This window comes from Helicobacter sp. 'house sparrow 1' (genome assembly GCF_900199585.1).
Lineage (GTDB): Bacteria > Campylobacterota > Campylobacteria > Campylobacterales > Helicobacteraceae > Helicobacter_H.
Window position 1 is genome coordinate 21,832 of the sequence record NZ_FZQY01000008.1, and the last position, 18,961, is coordinate 40,792.

Below are 18,961 nucleotides of genomic sequence, written 5' to 3' on the forward strand. Positions count from 1 at the left end.
TACAAAATGCCTAGAGATATTTTTTCAATAAGGATTTTTAGCTTGATAGGAGATGGTAATTTTTACAAGCTTGATCTTTATGTGAGAAAATTTTTACTTAGAAAAAATTAGGTTTATATCTAGCATCAAAGCTTTTAAGTTTTTACCATTCTTCACCAATACCAAGCAAAATGCAAGAATTAAAATTTGGCAACCTACAATATGCATAGATCCTTTTATCTCTATCTACATTCATTAAATCCGTATAATATCTTCCATCAAACAAATAAAAATAATCTCTAGCCCCCAAACCACCTGTTTCTTCTGCTATTCTACCTTTTATACTTACTCCTCCAAAATCACTATATACTGGCTTGCTTCTTAGATAAAAAGCGATAAAAACTAGATGATTATGAAATATTCTTCTTTTGTCTTTAGGTAGTTGCTCATAACTCCTTTGATCAATCAAAAGATTCTGTCTAAAAATAGGGTAGTCTCCGCGTATAGACTGTTTTTTTACCTGATGATAGTAACTCCATAGTTTATTTTCATTTTTTATAAGATAATCATTAATGTTACTTGCAAAAAGTGGTATGGAAAGCAAAAAATAAAAAATCTGTTTCATTAAAAAGCAAAATTAAGCAATAAACTTCCTATTGTATGACCACCCATCTGAGCGCTAAATTGCTTTGTTTGATAAGTTACTACATAAGAGAATCTAAAACCCTTATAAAGGATTGATAGTCCAATTTCTGCATCACATAAAAAATGTTCTAAAACAAGATCTCTAGGGGTCCCAAAACTGTTACCCTGTATAAAAATATCTCTAGCTACATAAGTCCCAAGAACTCCACCAAAAGCATAAAAAGAAAAATTGTTATTAAAGGGCTTGCCACCCATAAAACCCGTATTAATTTTATCTGGACCAAAGTCACTATGAAGATTATAGCCAAAGCGCATTCTACCACCACCTCCTATAAAAGTGTTGGCATTTCCAAGAGCCACTTTAATACTAGGTAATATATCGATTCCAAAATATTTAGTATTCAATAAATCATACTTATAAGTATATTCATAATGTAAATTTAAAATAAATTCATTTTTGAGTTGAGTATCCCAACCATAAAAGAATGGATTCTTTGTTAATCTGTGAATTAAATATTGAGTTTGTTGAGCCAATGATGCAGGTCCAACCACACCTATTTGTAACTTAATATTTTCTAAACTATTTTTTCTTCTATTTGAAAGGGTAAAATCAAGACTTAAAAAACCCGCATAGGGATGATCTTTTAAATTTACCTGTGAAGATCTAGAAAATGGTGTATACATATCTTGACGCAGGGCAATATCATATCTTGAGAGTTTCTCATCATCATATTTATAGCTCAAATACTTTAGCCACTTATTAGAAAAGTCATACTCTTTTGATGTAAAACTAAATACAGTTCCAGCAGTATAATAGCGATCAGAATAAGCAGAAGGTTTGTAATATTGGTTTGCATATGCATCATTTTCAGAAAAAATGCTAAAGAATCTTTTTTGATATGCAACAAGTTCGCCTTCTGCTTGGAGATAACTTGCAATTAGCACTACCGGCAAAAGCTTTATTTGTCGTAACATTCCTTAAAACTCCTATAATACACTTTCTGAGCTTCTTCTAATGGTATCTCAATAGAATCTAAAACAATCATTTTTCCTGTAATCTTTCCCAAAACCCTGCTTGCAACACCAAAACTATTGGCTAGATTCTGTAATTTATGCCTATCAGAAGTTTCCACTATCATCAGACTTTGGGTTTCAGAAAAGAGCATAGAAGGATCAAGTCCTGTAGTTATTTCAAATCCCTTATTTCCAAAAATTGCCATTTTAGCTAGTGCTATTGCAATTCCGCCTCTTCCAACTGATTTTGCACTCACAATTAAGCCACCATCATTACCCTGCAAGATTAAATCCCACAGCTTTTTCTCTTTAACTAAATCAATTTTAGGAGAATCTCCATAAACTCTTCCTTGCAGTAATTTCTGCAATAAACTTCCACCAAAATCTTCTCCTAACTCACCCAATAAAACAATTTCATTTTCAAAAAATTTCAATCCACTATCAATGACTTTATTGACATTTTCATTTAATCCTACAGTTACAATTGTTGGAGTAGGGTATATATCTTCATCATTAGTTTGATTATACAAAGACACATTACCACTTACTACAGGAGTATTGAGAATTTTACAAGCTTCCTTAATTCCTTCTATAGATTCTTTGAATTGCCACATCACCTCAGGATTTGTAGGATTCCCAAAATTCAGACAATCACTAATTGCCAAAGGTCTTGCTCCACGACTCACACACTTTCTACCAGCAATCGCAACTGCAATTTTTCCGCCTTCTCTTGGATTAAGATAAGAATAAGTAATAGGAGAGAATATAGCCATAGCCAATGCTGTATCATTCTCTTTTACTCTAATCACGCTTGCATCACCTCTACCTGCCCCAATGATTGTATTTGTTTGAACCATACTGTCATATTGTTCATAGATAAAAGATTTATCTGCAATATCTATACTTCCAAGAATCTGAAGAAAAGTTGATTGTAAAGATTCTATGTTTGGGATATATTTTTGACTTCTTGCTTCTGCAATGTACTTAGGCTCTCTTATTTCTCTATCTAAAATAGGGCTATTTTGTGCTACTGGTTCAATGGGTATAGATGCACACTTTTCACCATACCAATAAAGCTCCATCACTCCACTATTAGTAACTTCTCCTATAATGGATGCATCAACTTCCCACTTAGAAAAAATTTCTAGAATCTCATTTTCACAACCTTTTTTGGCACAAATCAACATTCTTTCTTGAGATTCACTAAGCATCAGTTCATAAGGTGTCATTCCAGTTTCTCTCATTGGAACCCTATCAAGATGCATGATCATTCCACTACCACTTCTACCCGCCATTTCAAAGCTTGAACTGGTTAATCCTGCAGCTCCCATATCTTGAATTCCAACAATTAAATCTTTTTTAAAAAGTTCAAGGCAAGCTTCAAGCAATAACTTCTCACTAAATGGATCACCAATTTGCACTGTAGGACGCAATGCCTTTGATTGCTCATCAAAAGCATTGCTACTCATCACAGCACCACCAAGACCATCTCTGCCTGTTTTGCTTCCCACATAAATTACAGGATTACCAATACCTTCGGCACGACCATAAAAAATTTCATCTTTCTTTGCAATTCCTAAAGTAAAGGCATTTACCAAAATATTACCGTTATAACAATCATCAAAAGTTGTCTCTCCTCCTACAGTAGGAACCCCCATACAATTTCCATATCCCCCAATTCCTCTAACAACACCATCCAATAAAAACTTATGCTTCTTAGCCATATCATCTTTTCTATCAATACGACCAAAACGGATTGAGTTTAAGCTAGCAACAGGTCTTGCACCCATTGTAAAAATATCCCTCATAATACCACCAACCCCAGTTGCAGCACCTGCATAAGGCTCAATAAAACTAGGGTGATTATGAGATTCTACCTTGAAAACTGCAGCATATCCTTTTGTAATATCTATAACTCCAGCATTTTCTCCAGGGCCCTGTATAACCCAAGGAGCTTTTGTAGGAAAGCCTGATAAATACTTCTTGCTCGATTTATAACTACAATGCTCACTCCACATTGCAGAAAAAATTCCAATTTCCAAAAGATTTGGCTCTCTTCCTAAAATTTTTACAATACTTTTATACTCATCTTGGGAAAGTTTATGTTGTTTTAATATCTCTTCCAAATTAGACATTGCAGACCTCGATCCTTAGAACTTTTAAAATTAGGTTGTATAGACACTAAAATACGAATTCTTAGTAGAATATAAAATCTCCATAATCACTCGCAATTATATCAGTCTTGTAAGCCACTCATTCTAACAAAAAACTATACAAAATTCCACTTTAGATAATATTTAATGTCAAAACTACGATTTTTTCTCAAATCTCTAGTTTCTTACCCTTAGTTTTTGCTAAACTTACACAATTGGTAATCAGCCCTAGCGTTAAAATTAAAATCTTGGAGTGTTGAAATCATGAAATATGTCAAGTTTTTTAAAGAATTAAACAACAAAGATGTGCCTCTTGTTGGTGGTAAAAATGCAAGTATTGGAGAAATGTTTCAAGAGCTTGTTCCTGTTGGCATAAAAGTGCCAAATGGTTTTGCAATTACAAGCGAGGCTTATTGGTATTTACTTGATAGTGGAGGTATTAGGGAACAAATTGTTGAATTATTAAAAAATGTTGATGTTACTGAGATTGATGTATTGAAAACTAGATCTAAGAAAATTAGAGAGCTAATTTTCAGCACTCCATTTCCAATTGATCTAAAAGAAGAAATTTTTCAAGCTTATCGTATTTTAAGTGATGAGTATAAAATGAGAGAGGCAGATGTTGCTGTAAGAAGTTCTGCGACTGCTGAGGATTTACCTGATGCAAGTTTTGCAGGACAGCAAGATACCTATTTAAGTGTTAAGGGACAAACAGAACTTATTCATTATATTAAGTCTTGCTTTGCTTCTCTATTCACTGATAGAGCAGTAAGTTATAGAGCATCAAGAGGTTTTGATCACTTTAAAGTTGCTCTTTCTGTTGGTGTACAAAAAATGGTGCGTTCTGATAAAGGAAGTTCTGGAGTAATGTTTTCAATTGATACAGAAACAGGCTTTAAAAATGCCGTATTTATTACCTCAAGCTGGGGATTGGGAGAGAATGTAGTAGGGGGAACTGTAAATCCTGATGAATTCTATGTTTTTAAACCTACATTAGAAGAAGGAAAAAGACCTATTATTAAAAGACAACTTGGACATAAGCATGTTAAAATGGTTTATGCGCCAAAGGGTAGCAATCATCCTACTAAAAATATTGCTACGACACAAAAAGAACTACAAACCTTTTCAATTACAGATGAGGATATTCTAACTCTTGCACGCTATGCAATTACGATAGAAAAGCACTATTCTCAAGAAGCTAGCGAATATAGACCTATGGATATAGAGTGGGCGAAGGATGGAGATAGTGGAGAAATCTTCATTGTTCAAGCAAGACCTGAAACCGTTCAAAGCCAAAAGAGCAAAACTTCAAATGCACAAGTTATTGAAAAATATAAGTTTAAAAATAATGATCCAAGAGAAGTGGTTATAAAGGGCAGGGCTACTGGAGGAAAAATTGGTTCGGGTAGAGTTAGAATTATTAATGATATTGAACATATGAATACCTTCAAAGAAGGGGAGATTCTAGTGACTGATAATACTGATCCTGACTGGGAACCTGCGATGAAAAAAGCTGCAGCGGTGATTACAAATCGTGGTGGTAGGACTTGCCATGCTGCAATTGTTGCTAGAGAAATTGGTGTTCCTGCTATTGTTGGAGCTGTTGGGGCTACAGATAGACTTTATACAGGTATGGAGGTAACTGTATCTTGCGCAGAGGGCGAGGAAGGATATGTTTATGCAGGAATTCATGAATATGAAGTTGAGAGAATTGAGCTTTCTAATCTAGGAAATACAAAAACAAAAGTTTATATGAATGTTGGAAATCCTGAAAAAGCCTTTAGTTTTGCACAATTACCAAATGATGGAGTAGGGCTTGCTAGAATGGAGCTTGTTATATTAAATCAAATTAAGGCACATCCTCTTGCTCTAGTAGATTTGCAAAATGGAAAAAAGATTCCAGATCACGAAGCAGTAAGTAAGTTGATTGCAGGATATGAGAGCCCTAAAGATTTCTTTATTAAAAAGATTGCTGAGGGTATGGGAATGATTTCTGCGGCATTTTATCCTAAACCTGTGATTGTAAGAACAAGTGATTTTAAATCAAATGAATACAGAGGAATGATTGCTGGGACTCACTATGAGCCACAAGAAGAAAATCCAATGATTGGCTATCGTGGAGCAAGTAGGTATTATTCTGATTTATACCGTACAGCGTTTGAGTGGGAGATTCAAGCTCTAGCTATGGTTAGAGACGAAATGGGACTTACAAATATGAAAATAATGATTCCATTTTTAAGAACACCCGAAGAAGGAAAAAAAGTATTAGAGATCCTAAGAAAAAATGGTTTAGAATCTGGAAAAAATGGATTAGAAATTTATGTAATGTGTGAGTTGCCTATTAATGTGATTTTAGCAGATGAGTTCTTATCTATTTTTGATGGTTTTTCTATTGGTTCAAATGATCTTACACAACTCACACTTGGTGTAGATAGAGATGGACAACTTGTTAGCCATATTTTTGATGAAAGAAATCCAGCAATGCTTGAGATGTTTAAAAGGGCTATACAAGCTTGTAAAAGACATAATAAATATTGTGGAATCTGTGGTCAAGCACCAAGTGATTATCCAGAGATTACTGAATTTTTAGTAAAAGAAGGGATTAATTCGGTTTCTTTAAATCCAGATTCTATTGTAGCCACTTGGACAAGAATTGAAGCATTAGAAAAGAGTTTAAAAAAATAAAGTTTAACCAAATGAACCAACCAATTCTTGATGGTTGGTTATCAATTCGAGTAGCCAGTTCAACTAAATGGTTTTAGATTGCCGATTATTTTAGTTATGAAAACTATAATTTTCAAACAATTTAGATTAGATTAGAGAGGAATGAAATGAAATACCCTTTAGAAGAAAAAAAATCTGTATCTCAAAATATCTTAAATTGGATGAGAAGATATTTAAGATATAAAATTACAACACTCTCCAATCGTCTTGTAAAAAACAAGGACACTCTTTTATTAAATTTAAATTTATTACAAGAAGAAATCACATCAATTCAAACCCTGCAAGATATCTGCAAAAATGTAAGAAATGCAGGACTAATTGGTATCAATACCTATGCCCAACCCCTCTTAAAACTCTATGACTTTTTAGAAAAAAAGAATCTATCTTCAATGAAAGATATTGATGAGGAAATGTTAAGTGATTTCTTAGTCTTTCAAACTAGCACACTAAGCATCCAAACTAAAAAAAATTATCGCATTGCACTGATTGATTTTTTTAACTATATTGATAAGCAAAATCAAGATGGTAATACTTCTTATGTCTTTGGAATCTCTTTAAAAATAAACTCCATCAAAAGCAATAAACCAAAGCTACCCACCTATCTCAAAGAAGAAGAAATAAAAAGCTTTTTAGATGCTTTATCAAATTTTCCTATGAAACAATCCATAGCCCCTAGGGATAAACTTATTATTACTCTGATCATCTATACTGGCATTAGGGTTAGTGAAGCACTTGGACTCAGCACAAAAGATATTATAAGGGATAATGATAGTTATTTGCTTCATATAAAAGGTAAAGGTGGCAAGAGCCGAGTTGTTATCATTAAATCTATACATATAGAAAAATGGCTTGAAGAATGGCTAAAACTACGCTCACAAATGCAAAATATAGACAATCAGCTTTTATTTTGTAATAAAAATGGCAAAATGCTCTCTCAAGCATACATTTATAAAAATGTAGAAAATATTCTGCACTATGCAGGAATCAAAAAAGAAAAAATGGGGGCACATATGCTGCGCCATTCTTTTGCAACCCTACTCTACAAAAAACATAAAGATTTAATCCTAGTGCAAGAGGCTCTTGGACATGCTGATCTTAATACGAGTAGAATCTATACCCATTTTGATAAAGATCAACTCACTAAAGTTGCAAATCTTATGGAAAATCTTAAATAGCCTAAGCATTCTCCTTATAAGATTGCCTAATAATCTCAACTACATCTATTTTTTAAATTATTCAAAAATATTCTTGATCTTTTTCCCCTAATTTGTGGCGTTCCATCAGGATTAAATTTAGCTTCCTACAATAAGTCTTTTGGATCACTAAATTCCTCTTTTTTCAAATTAAATGAAACTTCAACTTCATCCCCTCCCCTAAGCTCATAAACACATATATTATTCTTCCTTGTTTCCTTTAGAACAATCCTAGTATTATATCCCTGATGTGAAAATCTACAAAAATCTTAATCTTGTCTCTAAGAGCAAAAATAATTTGCCTCTGATTATAAGAAGCTTTCTTCTCCTCTAAAAATTCTTCTGATATTTCTATTTTTGATATTTTTATACCGCCCTATTGTTTCGTTTAAAATCTCCACTTTTTCCACCACTTTTGGATTCTAAACAAATATTACCAATAATCATACTCTTATCAATGGCTTTTAGCATATCATAAATTGTGAGTAGCCCAATGCTTACAGCACTTAAAGCTTCCATTTCAACACCTGTTTTACCATAAGTCTTAACACTTGCTTGGAGTTTAAATGTATGATTTTCATCATCTTGCATGATTTCAATATCCACTCCAGACAAAAACAAGCTATGGCACATTGGTATGATCTCGCTTGTCTTTTTTGCCCCCATAATTGCTGCGATTATGGCAGTTTGAAGCACTGCCCCTTTTTTTGCCTTTTGTTCTAAAACTGCGTTGTAAGCCTCTTTATTCATTTTAATCTCTCCGCTTGCAACAGCAACTCTTAAACTTTCCTCTTTTAATCCAACATCCACCATTTTAGGGTTATTTGTCTCATTTAAATGCGTAATTTTCACTTGATTGCCTCTTTTGGTCTAAAAATTTTAATTTTTTCCTCATTTGCATAGATATAACTTCCACCAATCAAATCAATACAATAAGGAATTGCAGGAAATACTACTTCCAAGCACTCTTGAATACTTTTTGGTTTGCCTGGCAAATTTACAATCAAGCTTTTATTTCTAATTCCTGCAGTTTGACGCGATAAAATTGCAGTAGGGACATATTTTAGACTTGCTTGTCGCATTAGTTCGCCAAATCCTGGTAAGATTTTTTGACAAACATTTAGAGTTGCTTCTGGTGTTACATCTCTTGGGGCTGGGCCAGTCCCTCCTGTTGTAACAATCAAATCACATTCTTTTTCATCACTCAATAAACAAATTGTCTTTTCAATAACATCTTGCTCATCACTAATAAGGTGATAAAAAAACTCACACTCATTTAAAATATATGATTTTAGCACCTGCTCTATTGATTTGCCAGATATATCCTCATAAATACCATTATAAGCCCTATCACTAGTTGTAATCACTCCGATTTTTATTAATTCCATCCTAACTCCTTTGGTGTTTTTGCATTTTCTTGTATCCACTCAAAAATCTTTTCAGGTAAATTAAGATTTAACCTCTCTCCCTTAAAATCAATCTTTTTATTAACTAGAGAATCATCGATAGCCAAAGCACTACTATTTTCAAGTTCTTCCATAAAAATATCATTCCTTGCAACACAGATTCTAGGGATATCTAATTCCTTATAACCCTCAATTAAAATAAAATCTTTAAAACAAAAATTTAAACAAACCTGTTTTATATCTTGTCTTGCGTGTAGGAATATAGCACTTTTGACTTCTGAACTCAAAACCACATCAGCACCCGCTTGAAAAAACCTTTGACTATCCTTGCCTTGTGTGTCAAAATTAGCCTTATTTTTTGGATCGTGCTTAATAACTAAAAAGCTATATTGATGATGAAATAAAAGAAGTATTTTTTCAATAAGAGTGGTTTTTCCACTATTACTTACTCCTCCAAAACCAACAATTTTAGCCATATCTAGGCGAAAATTCCACTTTGGGGTAACTGATGGCTTCTATCCTTTGCATAAATTCTTTTACCCTCTCTTAAATCATATTTCCAAATGGGGGCATTGTGTTTAAAATCTTCAACAAACTCTTCATAATATTTGAGTGCAACTTTTCTTTGAGATGAGATGATTGCACAAATAAAAGAACTTTCTTGATTTAAAACATCGCCTTTAGAGTGCGCCATACATAGCAATGCCTTATCATTTTGAAGTTTCAATCTCCATTCTTCAAACCATTTTCTCAATAAGGGCTCATAAATATCAAAGCTTAAACCATCATTTTGATTTTCTTCTCGCACCACTCCACAAAAAACACAACAAGCCCCGCAGTTATTTTCCATTGCAATCCTATGATACTTTTCATAAAAATCTTGTACTAGCAAGCCTCCATTAACTATTTCTAGCATTTTTCTTATCCACCACAAACAGGAGGTAAAATTACCACTTTATCAGTATCATTTAATTTTTCATCCAAAGAATCAATAATGTTATCATTTAGTGCAACTGCACTGATAGGAAGCCATTCCCTTACTTCGGGTATTTGTTGCAATTTCTCTTTTAATTCTTTTAAATCTTTTGCATCAATTTTTCTAGAATCTATCCCAATGGGACCCAAAAATTCGACATATGCCATCAAAACTCCTTAAATAAAATTACCTTCACCTCTTGGTTTTTCTCCAATATTTTGTGATCTAAAATAGCTAATGCACTTTCACCACATAGATTGTTTATTATAGCACTTTGATTTTTTTTCTTGTTGGCAAAACTAGTATGATAGATTCCATCTACCTGAGAAATAAAGCAACTTCTAAACTCTACTCTATCATCATTTTTTACCACATCTTCTACTAATTTTGCGCGAACAATTTTCAAGGGGGTGCTATTTTGTTGCAACATCTTTGCCATAATGGTTTTGCCAAAAAGATAGAAAGTAATTGCAACTGCATTTGGATTACCCGAAAGTCCTAATATTGGTTTATTGGATTTCTTGTCAATTGCAAACATTGTGGGTTTTCCAGGCTTGATATTTACTCCTTTAAAAACAATATTGCTAGATTCCAAAATAACATCTTGAGTAAAATCATAGTCCCCCTTACTCATCCCTCCAGTTGTAACGATAAAATCGCATTCTCTTAGCATTTGAGCAAAAATTCTCCTTAAGCTCTCAAAATCATCTTTAGTATTTGAATATATAAGTGCGCTTCCACCCATTTTTTCTATCATAGCACTTAAAATATGATTGTTGCTACTCCTTACTTGTCCTAGGTGTTCTCTTCTCTCTCCCACCTCTATAATCTCATTACCACTAGTTAAGATACCAACTCTTGGCTTTTGCTTTACCTTTACAAAAACCCTATTAAGCTCTGCAAGCAACCCTATTTCATAAGGAGTGATTTTGCAAGATCTTTGTAGGAGTAAATCACCTTCTTTATAATTATCTCCTATTTGACGCACCCAATCCCCTCTTTTAAGGGATACATCTGATTTTAAAAAAATCCTACCTTCTCTAACCTCAACATCCTCCACAATCACCAAAGTATCACTATTTTTTGGCATTAGGGAACCTGTGAAAGTTTTAATTGCAGATTGGGGTTTTAAATCAGAAAAATCACTTCCAGCAGGGTTGTCCTGTGTTATTATCAACCCATTATTTCTAAAGAACTCAAGATCTTCAAAGTTAAAGGCATAGCCATCCATACTTGAGAGAGGAGCCAAGGGCATAGACTCTTCTGCAAAGATATCCTCATCTAGCACTCTATCGATAGAATTGCTAAAAACAATCTTTTCACTACCTATTGAAGGAATTTCAGAATCCAAAATTTTTTGTATTGCTTCATCAAAATTAATAAGCATCACTCTTCCTCCAACAAATGACCTAATTTCTCTTTTTTTATTTTTAAATATTTTTGATTGTGGCAGTTGCTTTTGATGATAATACTACTGCGTTCTACTTTTACAAATTGCTCCATTGCTTTAATTTTTCTAGGATTGTTTGTTAGGAGTTCAATCTGATGAATTTGATAATAAGAAAAAATATCCTTTATCACACTATAATCTCTTTGATCACTTTTAAATCCTAAAGCCTCATTTGCCTCAACTGTATCATACCCTTGATCCTGAAGAGCATAGGCATTCACCTTATTAAAAAGCCCTATGCCCCTACCCTCTTGTCTTAAATAAATCAACATTCCACCTTGAGTTGGAGCTACTTTAGCAATCCTTTCCATTGCCAAAGCCAATTCTCCACCACAATCACATTTCAATGAAGTAAATACATCTCCAGTCAAACACTCTGAATGGATTCTCACTAGTGGTGTATCTGATAACTTTTCTGTAAAAACTATTAAATGTTCAAAAGTAAGATTTTGATTTATTTCTCTGCAAGATTGGATTAAAAAATTGCCAAATTTTGTAGGTAGTTTTGCTTGTTGAGAAAATTCTACTTGCATTATTATTCCTTAAACTTTTATCAATTATAATTTGGGATTATAACGATAAAAAGTTAAATTAATACCCTATCAAGGATACCCCTATGGCTATAATTGGAAATCTTTATTCTCTCTCGCATCTTTTCAAAAAAACAACCGCTTTAGAGCATCTTTATAGTTATCTCTATAATGCTAGTGATAAAACACACTCTTTTTACAAAAGAATCTTATCACTCCATCAAGGAGAAAGTAAAATAAATCTAGATTTTGGAATGATAGCAATAGAACAAACTTACACACTAAAGGATCCTAAAGAGGCCTTTTATGAAAGTCATCTTAAATATGTAGATTTTCAACTTGTTATACAGGGAGAAGAGTATTTTAGGGTGGGAGATTTGAGTCATTTTCAAGTTAAAGATTCTTATAACCCTACAAAAGATCTTATCACCTATACCCCAAAACTCAATCACTCATTATTCTTTTTGCAAAAAAATGATTTGGCTATCTTCTTTGAATATGATGTGCATGCGGGAGGACTTTATTACCAAGACCTTAATCACACACATCAAGTCTATAAAACTGTGGTAAAAGTTCCTAAAGAACTCTTAAAATTGAAGTTATAAATTAATCCATTCTTTAGCAATTCTTATTGCATTTGTTGCAGCCCCTACTCTAATTTGGTCTGCAACACACCAAAGATGCAGTATCTTTTTATCATATAAATCATTTCTAATCCTACCCACATAAGTCATATCTGTATCTGTTGCAATTGATGGCATTGGATAAGAAAGTTTTTTAGGGTCATCAAGCACTATGATATTCTTTGAACCCTCCAATATTTTCCTCGCCTCATCTGCATCAACTTCATTCTCAAAAACAATACTAATAGACTCGCTATGACTTCTTAAAACAGGAACTCTAACACAAGTAGCGCTCACAGCAAAATCACTATGCATAATTTTATTGGTCTCAAGCATCATTTTCATTTCTTCTTTTGTATAGCTATTTTCCATAAAACTATCAATTTGAGGGATTAGATTAAGAGCAATTCTATGTGGAAATGCAGAAGGTATAGAATCTTCTAGCTCAAAAGCAAAGAACTTTTGCATCTGCATCACCAATTCTTCCATTCCTTTTTTCCCTGCTCCACTTACTGCTTGATAAGTGCTCACATCCACTCTTTTAATTTTATACTTTTGGTGGAGTGGATTTAAAACTTGCACCATCTGTATGGTAGAGCAATTTGGGTTTGCAATAATTCCCTTTTGTTTCCACAATGCTACATCTTGAGGATTTACTTCTGGCACCACCAAAGGAACTTCTTTATCCATTCTAAAGTGGCTAGTATTATCTATAACCACTGCACCTGCACTTGCTGCATATGGAGCAAATTCTTCACTCACTGCACCACCTGCTGAAAAAAAAGCAATATCAATTTTTTCTTTAGCAAAAATATCTTTTGTTGTCTCCTGAATCTTATGTTTTTGATTAAAAACTTCTATTTCACTTCCTGCACTTCTTGAACTTGCTAATGGAAGAATCTTTTGAATTGGAAAATTCTGCTCTTCTAAAATCTTAAAAATCTCTTCTCCTACTGCTCCACTAGCACCAACAACGGCTACATTATATTTTTTCATCTTTTAATATTTTTCCTTAGTTTTTCTTGTCGTTTAAAGATGAGATTATACAAGATTTAGCATCAATAGTTAAGGTACAATTTTTGCTATAATCTTTCAAGATAACATAGAGTTGCGCTGGGAGAGAAGCTTACTTGATAAATCCTAAAAAAATACTTAGCATTCATCTTATTTTTTTTTCTTCTTTTTACTTTTCCAATGCCAAAGTATCAATTACTGAAAATGGAAATACGATAAATGTTACTGCAGATTTTTCTAGTGATAAAAATTTTTTAATCAATCATAAAAATCAGATTCTGAAAAGTCCAAACCAAATTGTAAATATCACAGGAAGCGGTATCCTTAATGGAGGTAAGAATAGCTTATATGGAGCTCTTGCAAATGCAACAAATAAGCAAGTGCAAAATTTCAATGGGCAGACAAGCATTGATTTTACTATCAACAGTACCAATGTAACAGGAGATAGTGGCGCTTTATTTTTTGCAGGCAATGGTGGCACTATGACTTTTGAGACAAACTTAAGTATTAGATTTGCCTCAAATAGTAATATTGGTTCTGGAGTTTTTCTTAGTGCTGATTATCAAGGCAAGGACCCCAATGGAAATGATCAAGTGGGTATCTTTAATTTTAATAAAGGATTGATTGTAGATACCACTGGAGTAGCCGGAAATCGCTATATCTTTAATCTAAATCAGAAAAAAGCAGAAATGTATGTCAATTACAATAAAAACAATGATGGTAATGCAATTGGCAATCCTACAATCCAACTCATAGGAGATATACATCTCAATGGACAAAATGCTATTTTAGGAATCAATTTAAATAATAATAACTCCTATCTCATTGGTAAAGAAGATTTCAATATAGGAAACTTTAATCTTGGTCTAAGAAATGGTGGAAAATGGATAGTTACAAGTGGAAATGTTCATCTTAATAATCTTTCCATAAACAATATTGAAGATCCTAATAATAATCCAGGAATTAATTCTACTGACCCTACTTCACAAATGAGCATGATTGATATTGCTACCCAAAGAATCGCACAAGGTTTTATCTCTCCGCAAACTATCAACATTAATACTCTAAGTGGTAATAATGGAGTTTTTAGAATAATGGTCAATCTTCCTCAAAACCAAGGAGACCTTATTACAATACAAAATAAAAGTAATGGGGATCAGACCCATTATATACAAGTTTTGCAAAACTCTACAGATCTAGATAAGATCACGCAAGGAGTATCCTTAAAGGTTGCTGAAATTATCAATGGGGGAGATGACCTTACTTTTAATGCCCTACCAGCTACCATAGGATTATATGTCTATACCCCTCAATTATCCAAGGAAAGACAAGATAATGGATATCGATGGGTCATCTATCAAAAAAAAGACGATGAAGATCCTGATGATGAAAAACCTGCAGAAGTTCAAGATAGTCTCGTTCGTTGGTTAAGCTTACAATATAGAATCTTTAGAATTCAAACAGATAGCATTAATAAACATATAGATGAATTGGTTTTTACTCGAACAAAACATAACATTTGGGCTAATTATTTTTTAGGAAAACAGAGCTATAAAAAATCAAGCGATAATTACCAAACTTTCCAAAGTGGTTATGATTGGGGTATGAATGCTGGAAGCCTTAGACATTTTGTTGGGGGTTTTTTTGATTATACAAAAATGAAAGATTATGATATCGATTATAATGGAGAAGTAGATTCTATAGGCTTTGGTAGCTACTATCAGGCTACTTATTTTTTTAACAAAAAAATTACAATTGATTTTGATGCAAAGGTGAAATATACCTACAATTCTATTAATTACTTTGGTAAAAATAATTTATCTGGTGCTGATTTTCTAGATTCTTACCATTTGTTTTTTATGGGTGTGCGTCTTGGTAGCAAGATTGGGCTTGATAGAAAAAATATTTTCTTCTTAGAGCCAAGTGCTCAGGCTGGAATTGGTTTTTTAAATGGAGGCTATGTTAATATTGTCGATCAACTTACTCAGCGTAACTTTGGAGCACAACAAGATAGCGCAAACATTACTTCCTTAAAAACTAATCTTAGTTTTGGTGGGAGAAGCGAGGAAGATGGTATATATTGGGATATTAGAGGAAAGGTATACTACGCATATGATAGCAATACAGGTGGTAATATTACTCTTATTGATGTTAATCCAGCAAATAGAATCTTATTTAATACTGTAGCTGACCATCGAATGGGTATTGGAATAGATGCAAATGTATCATTTAATAATATTGTTAAACTCTATACAAGTCTTGAAAGGACTTTCTTTAGTAATTACAACACAGATTATCTCTTATATCTTGGTCTTAGAATCAGCTTTAATTCTGATGGTTTTAAAAGTGTTAATGGTGGTGCAAGAAGTGGCGGAAGAGGCTATGATGGTAGAAAAGGAAATCAGACACAAACAAGAAGACAAGGAAAAGTTGTATTTGGTAAAAACGCAAGACCTCTACCAAAAATCATAAATGAAGAGTAATTAACCTTAAATGTGGTAGCAACTTTATCGCAATGCTTTAAAAAAATTATTTCAATGAAATATTGATCTTTGTTTATTATGAGGTAAAAAGTATCTTATGGAGGATAAAAAACTCTAAATAAAAACCAGAGAAGATTCTCTGGTTTTTATTAAATTATTGCATTTGTGCTGCAACTTCTGAAGCAAAGTCTTCTGCTTTCTTTTCAATTCCCTCACCCAACTCAAAGCGGATGTAGTCTAAAATCTCAATCTCATCTCCCAATTCTTTTGATTTATCAGCCAAGACTTGTGCAATTGTCTTTTTGTCATCCATTACAAAAAACTGCCCCATTAATGTAAGTCTTTGATCTATTAATGTATTGTCTGCGATAAATCTTTCCATTTGTCCAGGAATAATCTTATCCCAAATATTTTCGGGCTTACCTTGTTTTTTAAGCTCTTCTTTCAATTTTTCTTCCTGAGATTTTAAAACAGCTTCTGTAAGCTCACATCGACTAATAAACTCAGGGATTACTTTAAGAGGCTTTGAAAGACGCTTTAATTCTTCATTTTCTTTTTCAAGTTCTGCAATAAGTGCAACTTTTTCTTTTTGGATAAAATCGCTGTCAAAAGAAGAATAATCAAGCACTTGTGGTTTCATAGCAGCTGCGTGCATACAGATATTTCTAATGAGGTCAGATACCTTATTTGCATTTTCTTTCTTCGAACACTTAATAGAAATCAAAACTCCCACTCTACCGTTAGAATGCACATAACCTGTTACAATGCCATTTGAATCTGCTTTTAAGTTAGCAATTCTACGCATTACAATATTTTCACCAATTTTTGCAATTTGTCCATTCAAATAGTCTGTAAATTTTTCACCATCAACGCTAGAATTTTGCAATTCTTCCACACTAGAAATTTGATTCTTCTCTACACATTCTACAGCTTTTTCTACAAGAGATTTAAAGCCATCATTCTTTGCAACAAAGTCTGTTTCACTATTAACTTCAAGCATCACTGCTGCACTCAAATCTGTAGCAACCTTAACAGCAATCACACCTTCTGCTGCAACCCTATCTGCTTTTTTAGCAGCCTTGCTCAAACCCTTTTCTCTTAAAAATTCTACTGCTTTTTGAATATCTCCATTTGTTTCAACTAATGCTTTCTTGCAATCCATCATTCCAGCATCTGTCATTTCACGAAGTTGTTTTACAAGCTGTGCGCTAATTTCAGCCATACTTACTCTCCTTTTTCCATTTCTTTTTCTAGCTCTGCAGTTACCTCTTGCATAAGCTCTTGCTTTTCCTCTTCGCTTGCAGGCTCTCTTTCTTGCTTTTCTTGAGTTTCAGCACCAACCATAGCACGCCCCTCAATAATAGCCTCATTAATCTCTTTACAGAATAATTGAATCGATCTAATCGCATCATCATTTCCAGGAATTGGATAATCCACTAAATCAGGGTCGCAATTTGTATCTAATGGCGCTACTACAGGGATTCCAAGTCTTCTTGCTTCAGCAACAGCAATTTTTTCTTTTACAACATCAATGACAAAAAGCATATCTGGGGCTTTTTTCATATGTCTCACACCACCAAGATACTTATTTAATTTATCTTTTTTTCTCAAAATCATTAATTTTTCTTTTTTTGTAAGCATATCAATTTGCCCACTTGCTTCCATCTCTTCAATGATTTCTAGTTTTCTAATTGATTTTTTGATTGTGCTAAAGTTTGTAAGCATCCCACCAAGCCATCTATAATTTACATAAGGAACTTGAATTTTTTCTGCGTATTCTTTTAGTGTTTCATTTGCTTGTTTTTTTGTCCCAACAAACATAATTGTTTTACCTTCAGCAGCAGCGTCTCTAACGATATTATAAGTATATCTAAAGTAGCGTAAGGTCTTTTGTAAATCAATAATGTGAATATTTTTCCTAACTCCAAAGATAAAGCGCTTCATCTTAGGATTCCATCTTCTTGTTTGATGCCCAAAATGAACACCGCACTCCAATAAATCTTTCATTGTTACCATTTTCTTCTCCTTGTTAAAAAATTTTGGTTTTTCCCGCCACGCCCCTTAATGACAAAATGCCACAACCTTTTGAAGAAATAAGCGTGTGTGATCTGAATAAACGGAACGCGTGATTATAGCAAATTTTAAGCCCTGTTAATAAAAAATAGGGCTAAAAAGTTTAGTTTTAAAATATTGATTAGGATTTAGAAGTATTATTTGGAGTTCATCGCTTCCATAGCATATCTTTCTCCAATTAAAAAGGCTTTTTCATTTAATTCTTTCACTTTCTTTGGAACCTTAGATAGCATTGTCTCAAATACTAAATCTCTTGCAACACATTGTAAAATTGTCACAGTAACAGCAAGTGCAACAACAGATTGTGTAATTACATTACCCACCTCTTCTTTTGCAATACTGATAATGGGTATCTCATAGATTTTGTATTTTTTATAATCTTCACTAGAGGGCTTCACTAAATTTGGTTCAATTACAATAATTCCCCCATCTTTTACACCATCTTTAAATTGTAAATAACCAATTTGAGCTGTAGAAAGCATAAAATCAACATCACCCTCAATAGCATAAGGATAAAGAATTTCTTGACTATCAAGCAAAATATCCACTTTGGTAGGACCACCTCTTACTTGAGAAGTATATGTAGAGGCTTTAATACTATATCCTCCTGATCTAATCTTAGCCTCAGCTAATATCTCTCCAGCAAGCAAAACTCCCTGCCCTCCAACACCTGTAAAACGCAATTGTCTTTCCATTAT

18 protein-coding genes are annotated in these 18,961 nt (G+C 33.2%); 4 read left to right on the top strand and 14 right to left on the bottom strand.

Translation table 11 applies throughout. From position 1 onward, the window contains the following. Window positions 1–142: 142 nt before the first annotated feature. The 3 genes from C6H31_RS04360 to purL are packed head-to-tail and all read right to left on the bottom strand — an operon-like array spanning window position 143 to window position 3,773. Window positions 143–604, bottom strand: a complete 462-nt coding sequence (locus C6H31_RS04360; RefSeq protein WP_104697601.1) for a hypothetical protein — start codon at window positions 602–604, stop codon at window positions 143–145. Beyond that, window positions 604–1,599: a lipid A deacylase LpxR family protein gene (locus C6H31_RS04365; RefSeq protein ID WP_104697602.1), complete on the bottom strand. Its 996-nt coding sequence runs from the start codon at window positions 1,597–1,599 to the stop codon at window positions 604–606. Before C6H31_RS04365 ends, C6H31_RS04360 begins: the two co-directional genes overlap by 1 nt. Then, a complete protein-coding gene (gene purL / locus C6H31_RS04370) occupies window positions 1,584–3,773 on the bottom strand; it encodes a phosphoribosylformylglycinamidine synthase subunit PurL (protein ID WP_104697603.1) in 2,190 nt (729 codons plus the stop codon). The genes C6H31_RS04365 and purL overlap by 16 nt, the downstream gene beginning before the upstream one ends. A gap of 282 nt (window positions 3,774–4,055) precedes the next feature. Between purL and ppsA the strand changes: the two genes are divergently transcribed. Continuing rightward, window positions 4,056–6,476, top strand: a complete 2,421-nt coding sequence (gene ppsA / locus C6H31_RS04375; RefSeq protein ID WP_104697604.1) for a pyruvate, water dikinase — start codon at window positions 4,056–4,058, stop codon at window positions 6,474–6,476. A gap of 146 nt (window positions 6,477–6,622) precedes the next feature. After that, the gene (locus C6H31_RS04380) at window positions 6,623–7,690 is read left to right on the top strand and encodes a tyrosine-type recombinase/integrase (RefSeq protein ID WP_104697605.1); all 1,068 of its coding nucleotides are present in this window, start codon (window positions 6,623–6,625) and stop codon (window positions 7,688–7,690) included. A 384-nt stretch (window positions 7,691–8,074) separates the two neighbouring features. On the opposite strand, the gene moaC is transcribed toward C6H31_RS04380, so the two are convergent. From moaC to ribA, 7 genes are read right to left on the bottom strand one after another with little or no spacing between them, the layout of a single operon-like run. After that, window positions 8,075–8,560 carry a cyclic pyranopterin monophosphate synthase MoaC gene (gene moaC / locus C6H31_RS04385; protein WP_104697606.1) on the bottom strand — a complete coding sequence of 162 codons (486 nt, stop codon included), beginning with the start codon at window positions 8,558–8,560 and terminating at the stop codon, window positions 8,075–8,077. Then, window positions 8,557–9,096, bottom strand: coding sequence for a molybdopterin adenylyltransferase (mog, locus tag C6H31_RS04390; RefSeq protein ID WP_104697607.1), 540 nt, complete (start codon window positions 9,094–9,096; stop codon window positions 8,557–8,559). Before mog ends, moaC begins: the two co-directional genes overlap by 4 nt. After that, window positions 9,087–9,590: a molybdopterin-guanine dinucleotide biosynthesis protein B gene (mobB, locus tag C6H31_RS04395; RefSeq protein ID WP_104697608.1), complete on the bottom strand. Its 504-nt coding sequence runs from the start codon at window positions 9,588–9,590 to the stop codon at window positions 9,087–9,089. The genes mog and mobB overlap by 10 nt, the downstream gene beginning before the upstream one ends. Window positions 9,591–9,592: 2 nt before the next feature. Next, window positions 9,593–10,030 (bottom strand): molybdopterin synthase catalytic subunit, encoded by a 438-nt coding sequence (locus C6H31_RS04400; RefSeq protein ID WP_104697609.1) that lies wholly within the window; start codon window positions 10,028–10,030, stop codon window positions 9,593–9,595. A 5-nt stretch (window positions 10,031–10,035) separates the two neighbouring features. Next, a complete protein-coding gene (locus C6H31_RS04405; RefSeq protein WP_104697610.1) occupies window positions 10,036–10,257 on the bottom strand; it encodes a MoaD/ThiS family protein in 222 nt (73 codons plus the stop codon). Beyond that, complete coding sequence (locus tag C6H31_RS04410; RefSeq protein WP_104697611.1) at window positions 10,257–11,477, bottom strand: molybdopterin molybdotransferase MoeA; 1,221 nt, start codon at window positions 11,475–11,477, stop codon at window positions 10,257–10,259. The genes C6H31_RS04405 and C6H31_RS04410 overlap by 1 nt, the downstream gene beginning before the upstream one ends. After that, on the bottom strand, window positions 11,477–12,073 hold the full coding sequence (ribA, locus tag C6H31_RS04415) for a GTP cyclohydrolase II (RefSeq protein ID WP_104697612.1): 597 nt from the start codon (window positions 12,071–12,073) through the stop codon (window positions 11,477–11,479). The genes C6H31_RS04410 and ribA overlap by 1 nt, the downstream gene beginning before the upstream one ends. Before the next feature lie 83 nt (window positions 12,074–12,156). Here ribA and C6H31_RS04420 point away from each other — a divergent pair, with 83 nt between their 5' ends. Then, entirely contained in the window at window positions 12,157–12,675 is a 519-nt protein-coding gene (locus tag C6H31_RS04420) for a YhcH/YjgK/YiaL family protein (protein WP_104697613.1), read from the top strand. Here C6H31_RS04420 and C6H31_RS04425 read toward each other — a convergent pair. Next, the gene (locus C6H31_RS04425) at window positions 12,670–13,689 is read right to left on the bottom strand and encodes an aspartate-semialdehyde dehydrogenase (protein WP_104697614.1); all 1,020 of its coding nucleotides are present in this window, start codon (window positions 13,687–13,689) and stop codon (window positions 12,670–12,672) included. The two genes, C6H31_RS04420 and C6H31_RS04425, sit on opposite strands and share 6 nt — an antisense overlap. 134 nt (window positions 13,690–13,823) lie before the next feature. Here C6H31_RS04425 and C6H31_RS04430 point away from each other — a divergent pair, with 134 nt between their 5' ends. Continuing rightward, window positions 13,824–16,190, top strand: a complete 2,367-nt coding sequence (locus C6H31_RS04430; protein WP_104697615.1) for a pertactin-like passenger domain-containing protein — start codon at window positions 13,824–13,826, stop codon at window positions 16,188–16,190. A gap of 154 nt (window positions 16,191–16,344) precedes the next feature. Here C6H31_RS04430 and tsf read toward each other — a convergent pair whose 3' ends face one another. The 3 genes from tsf to C6H31_RS04445 form a co-directional block, all read right to left on the bottom strand. Further along, the gene (gene tsf / locus C6H31_RS04435) at window positions 16,345–17,412 is read right to left on the bottom strand and encodes a translation elongation factor Ts (protein ID WP_104697616.1); all 1,068 of its coding nucleotides are present in this window, start codon (window positions 17,410–17,412) and stop codon (window positions 16,345–16,347) included. 2 nt (window positions 17,413–17,414) lie between these two features. Then, entirely contained in the window at window positions 17,415–18,206 is a 792-nt protein-coding gene (gene rpsB / locus C6H31_RS04440; protein ID WP_104697617.1) for a 30S ribosomal protein S2, read from the bottom strand. Between the two features lie 194 nt (window positions 18,207–18,400). Next, on the bottom strand, window positions 18,401–18,958 hold the full coding sequence (locus tag C6H31_RS04445; protein ID WP_104697618.1) for a 2-oxoacid:acceptor oxidoreductase family protein: 558 nt from the start codon (window positions 18,956–18,958) through the stop codon (window positions 18,401–18,403). Window positions 18,959–18,961: the final 3 nt, after the last annotated feature.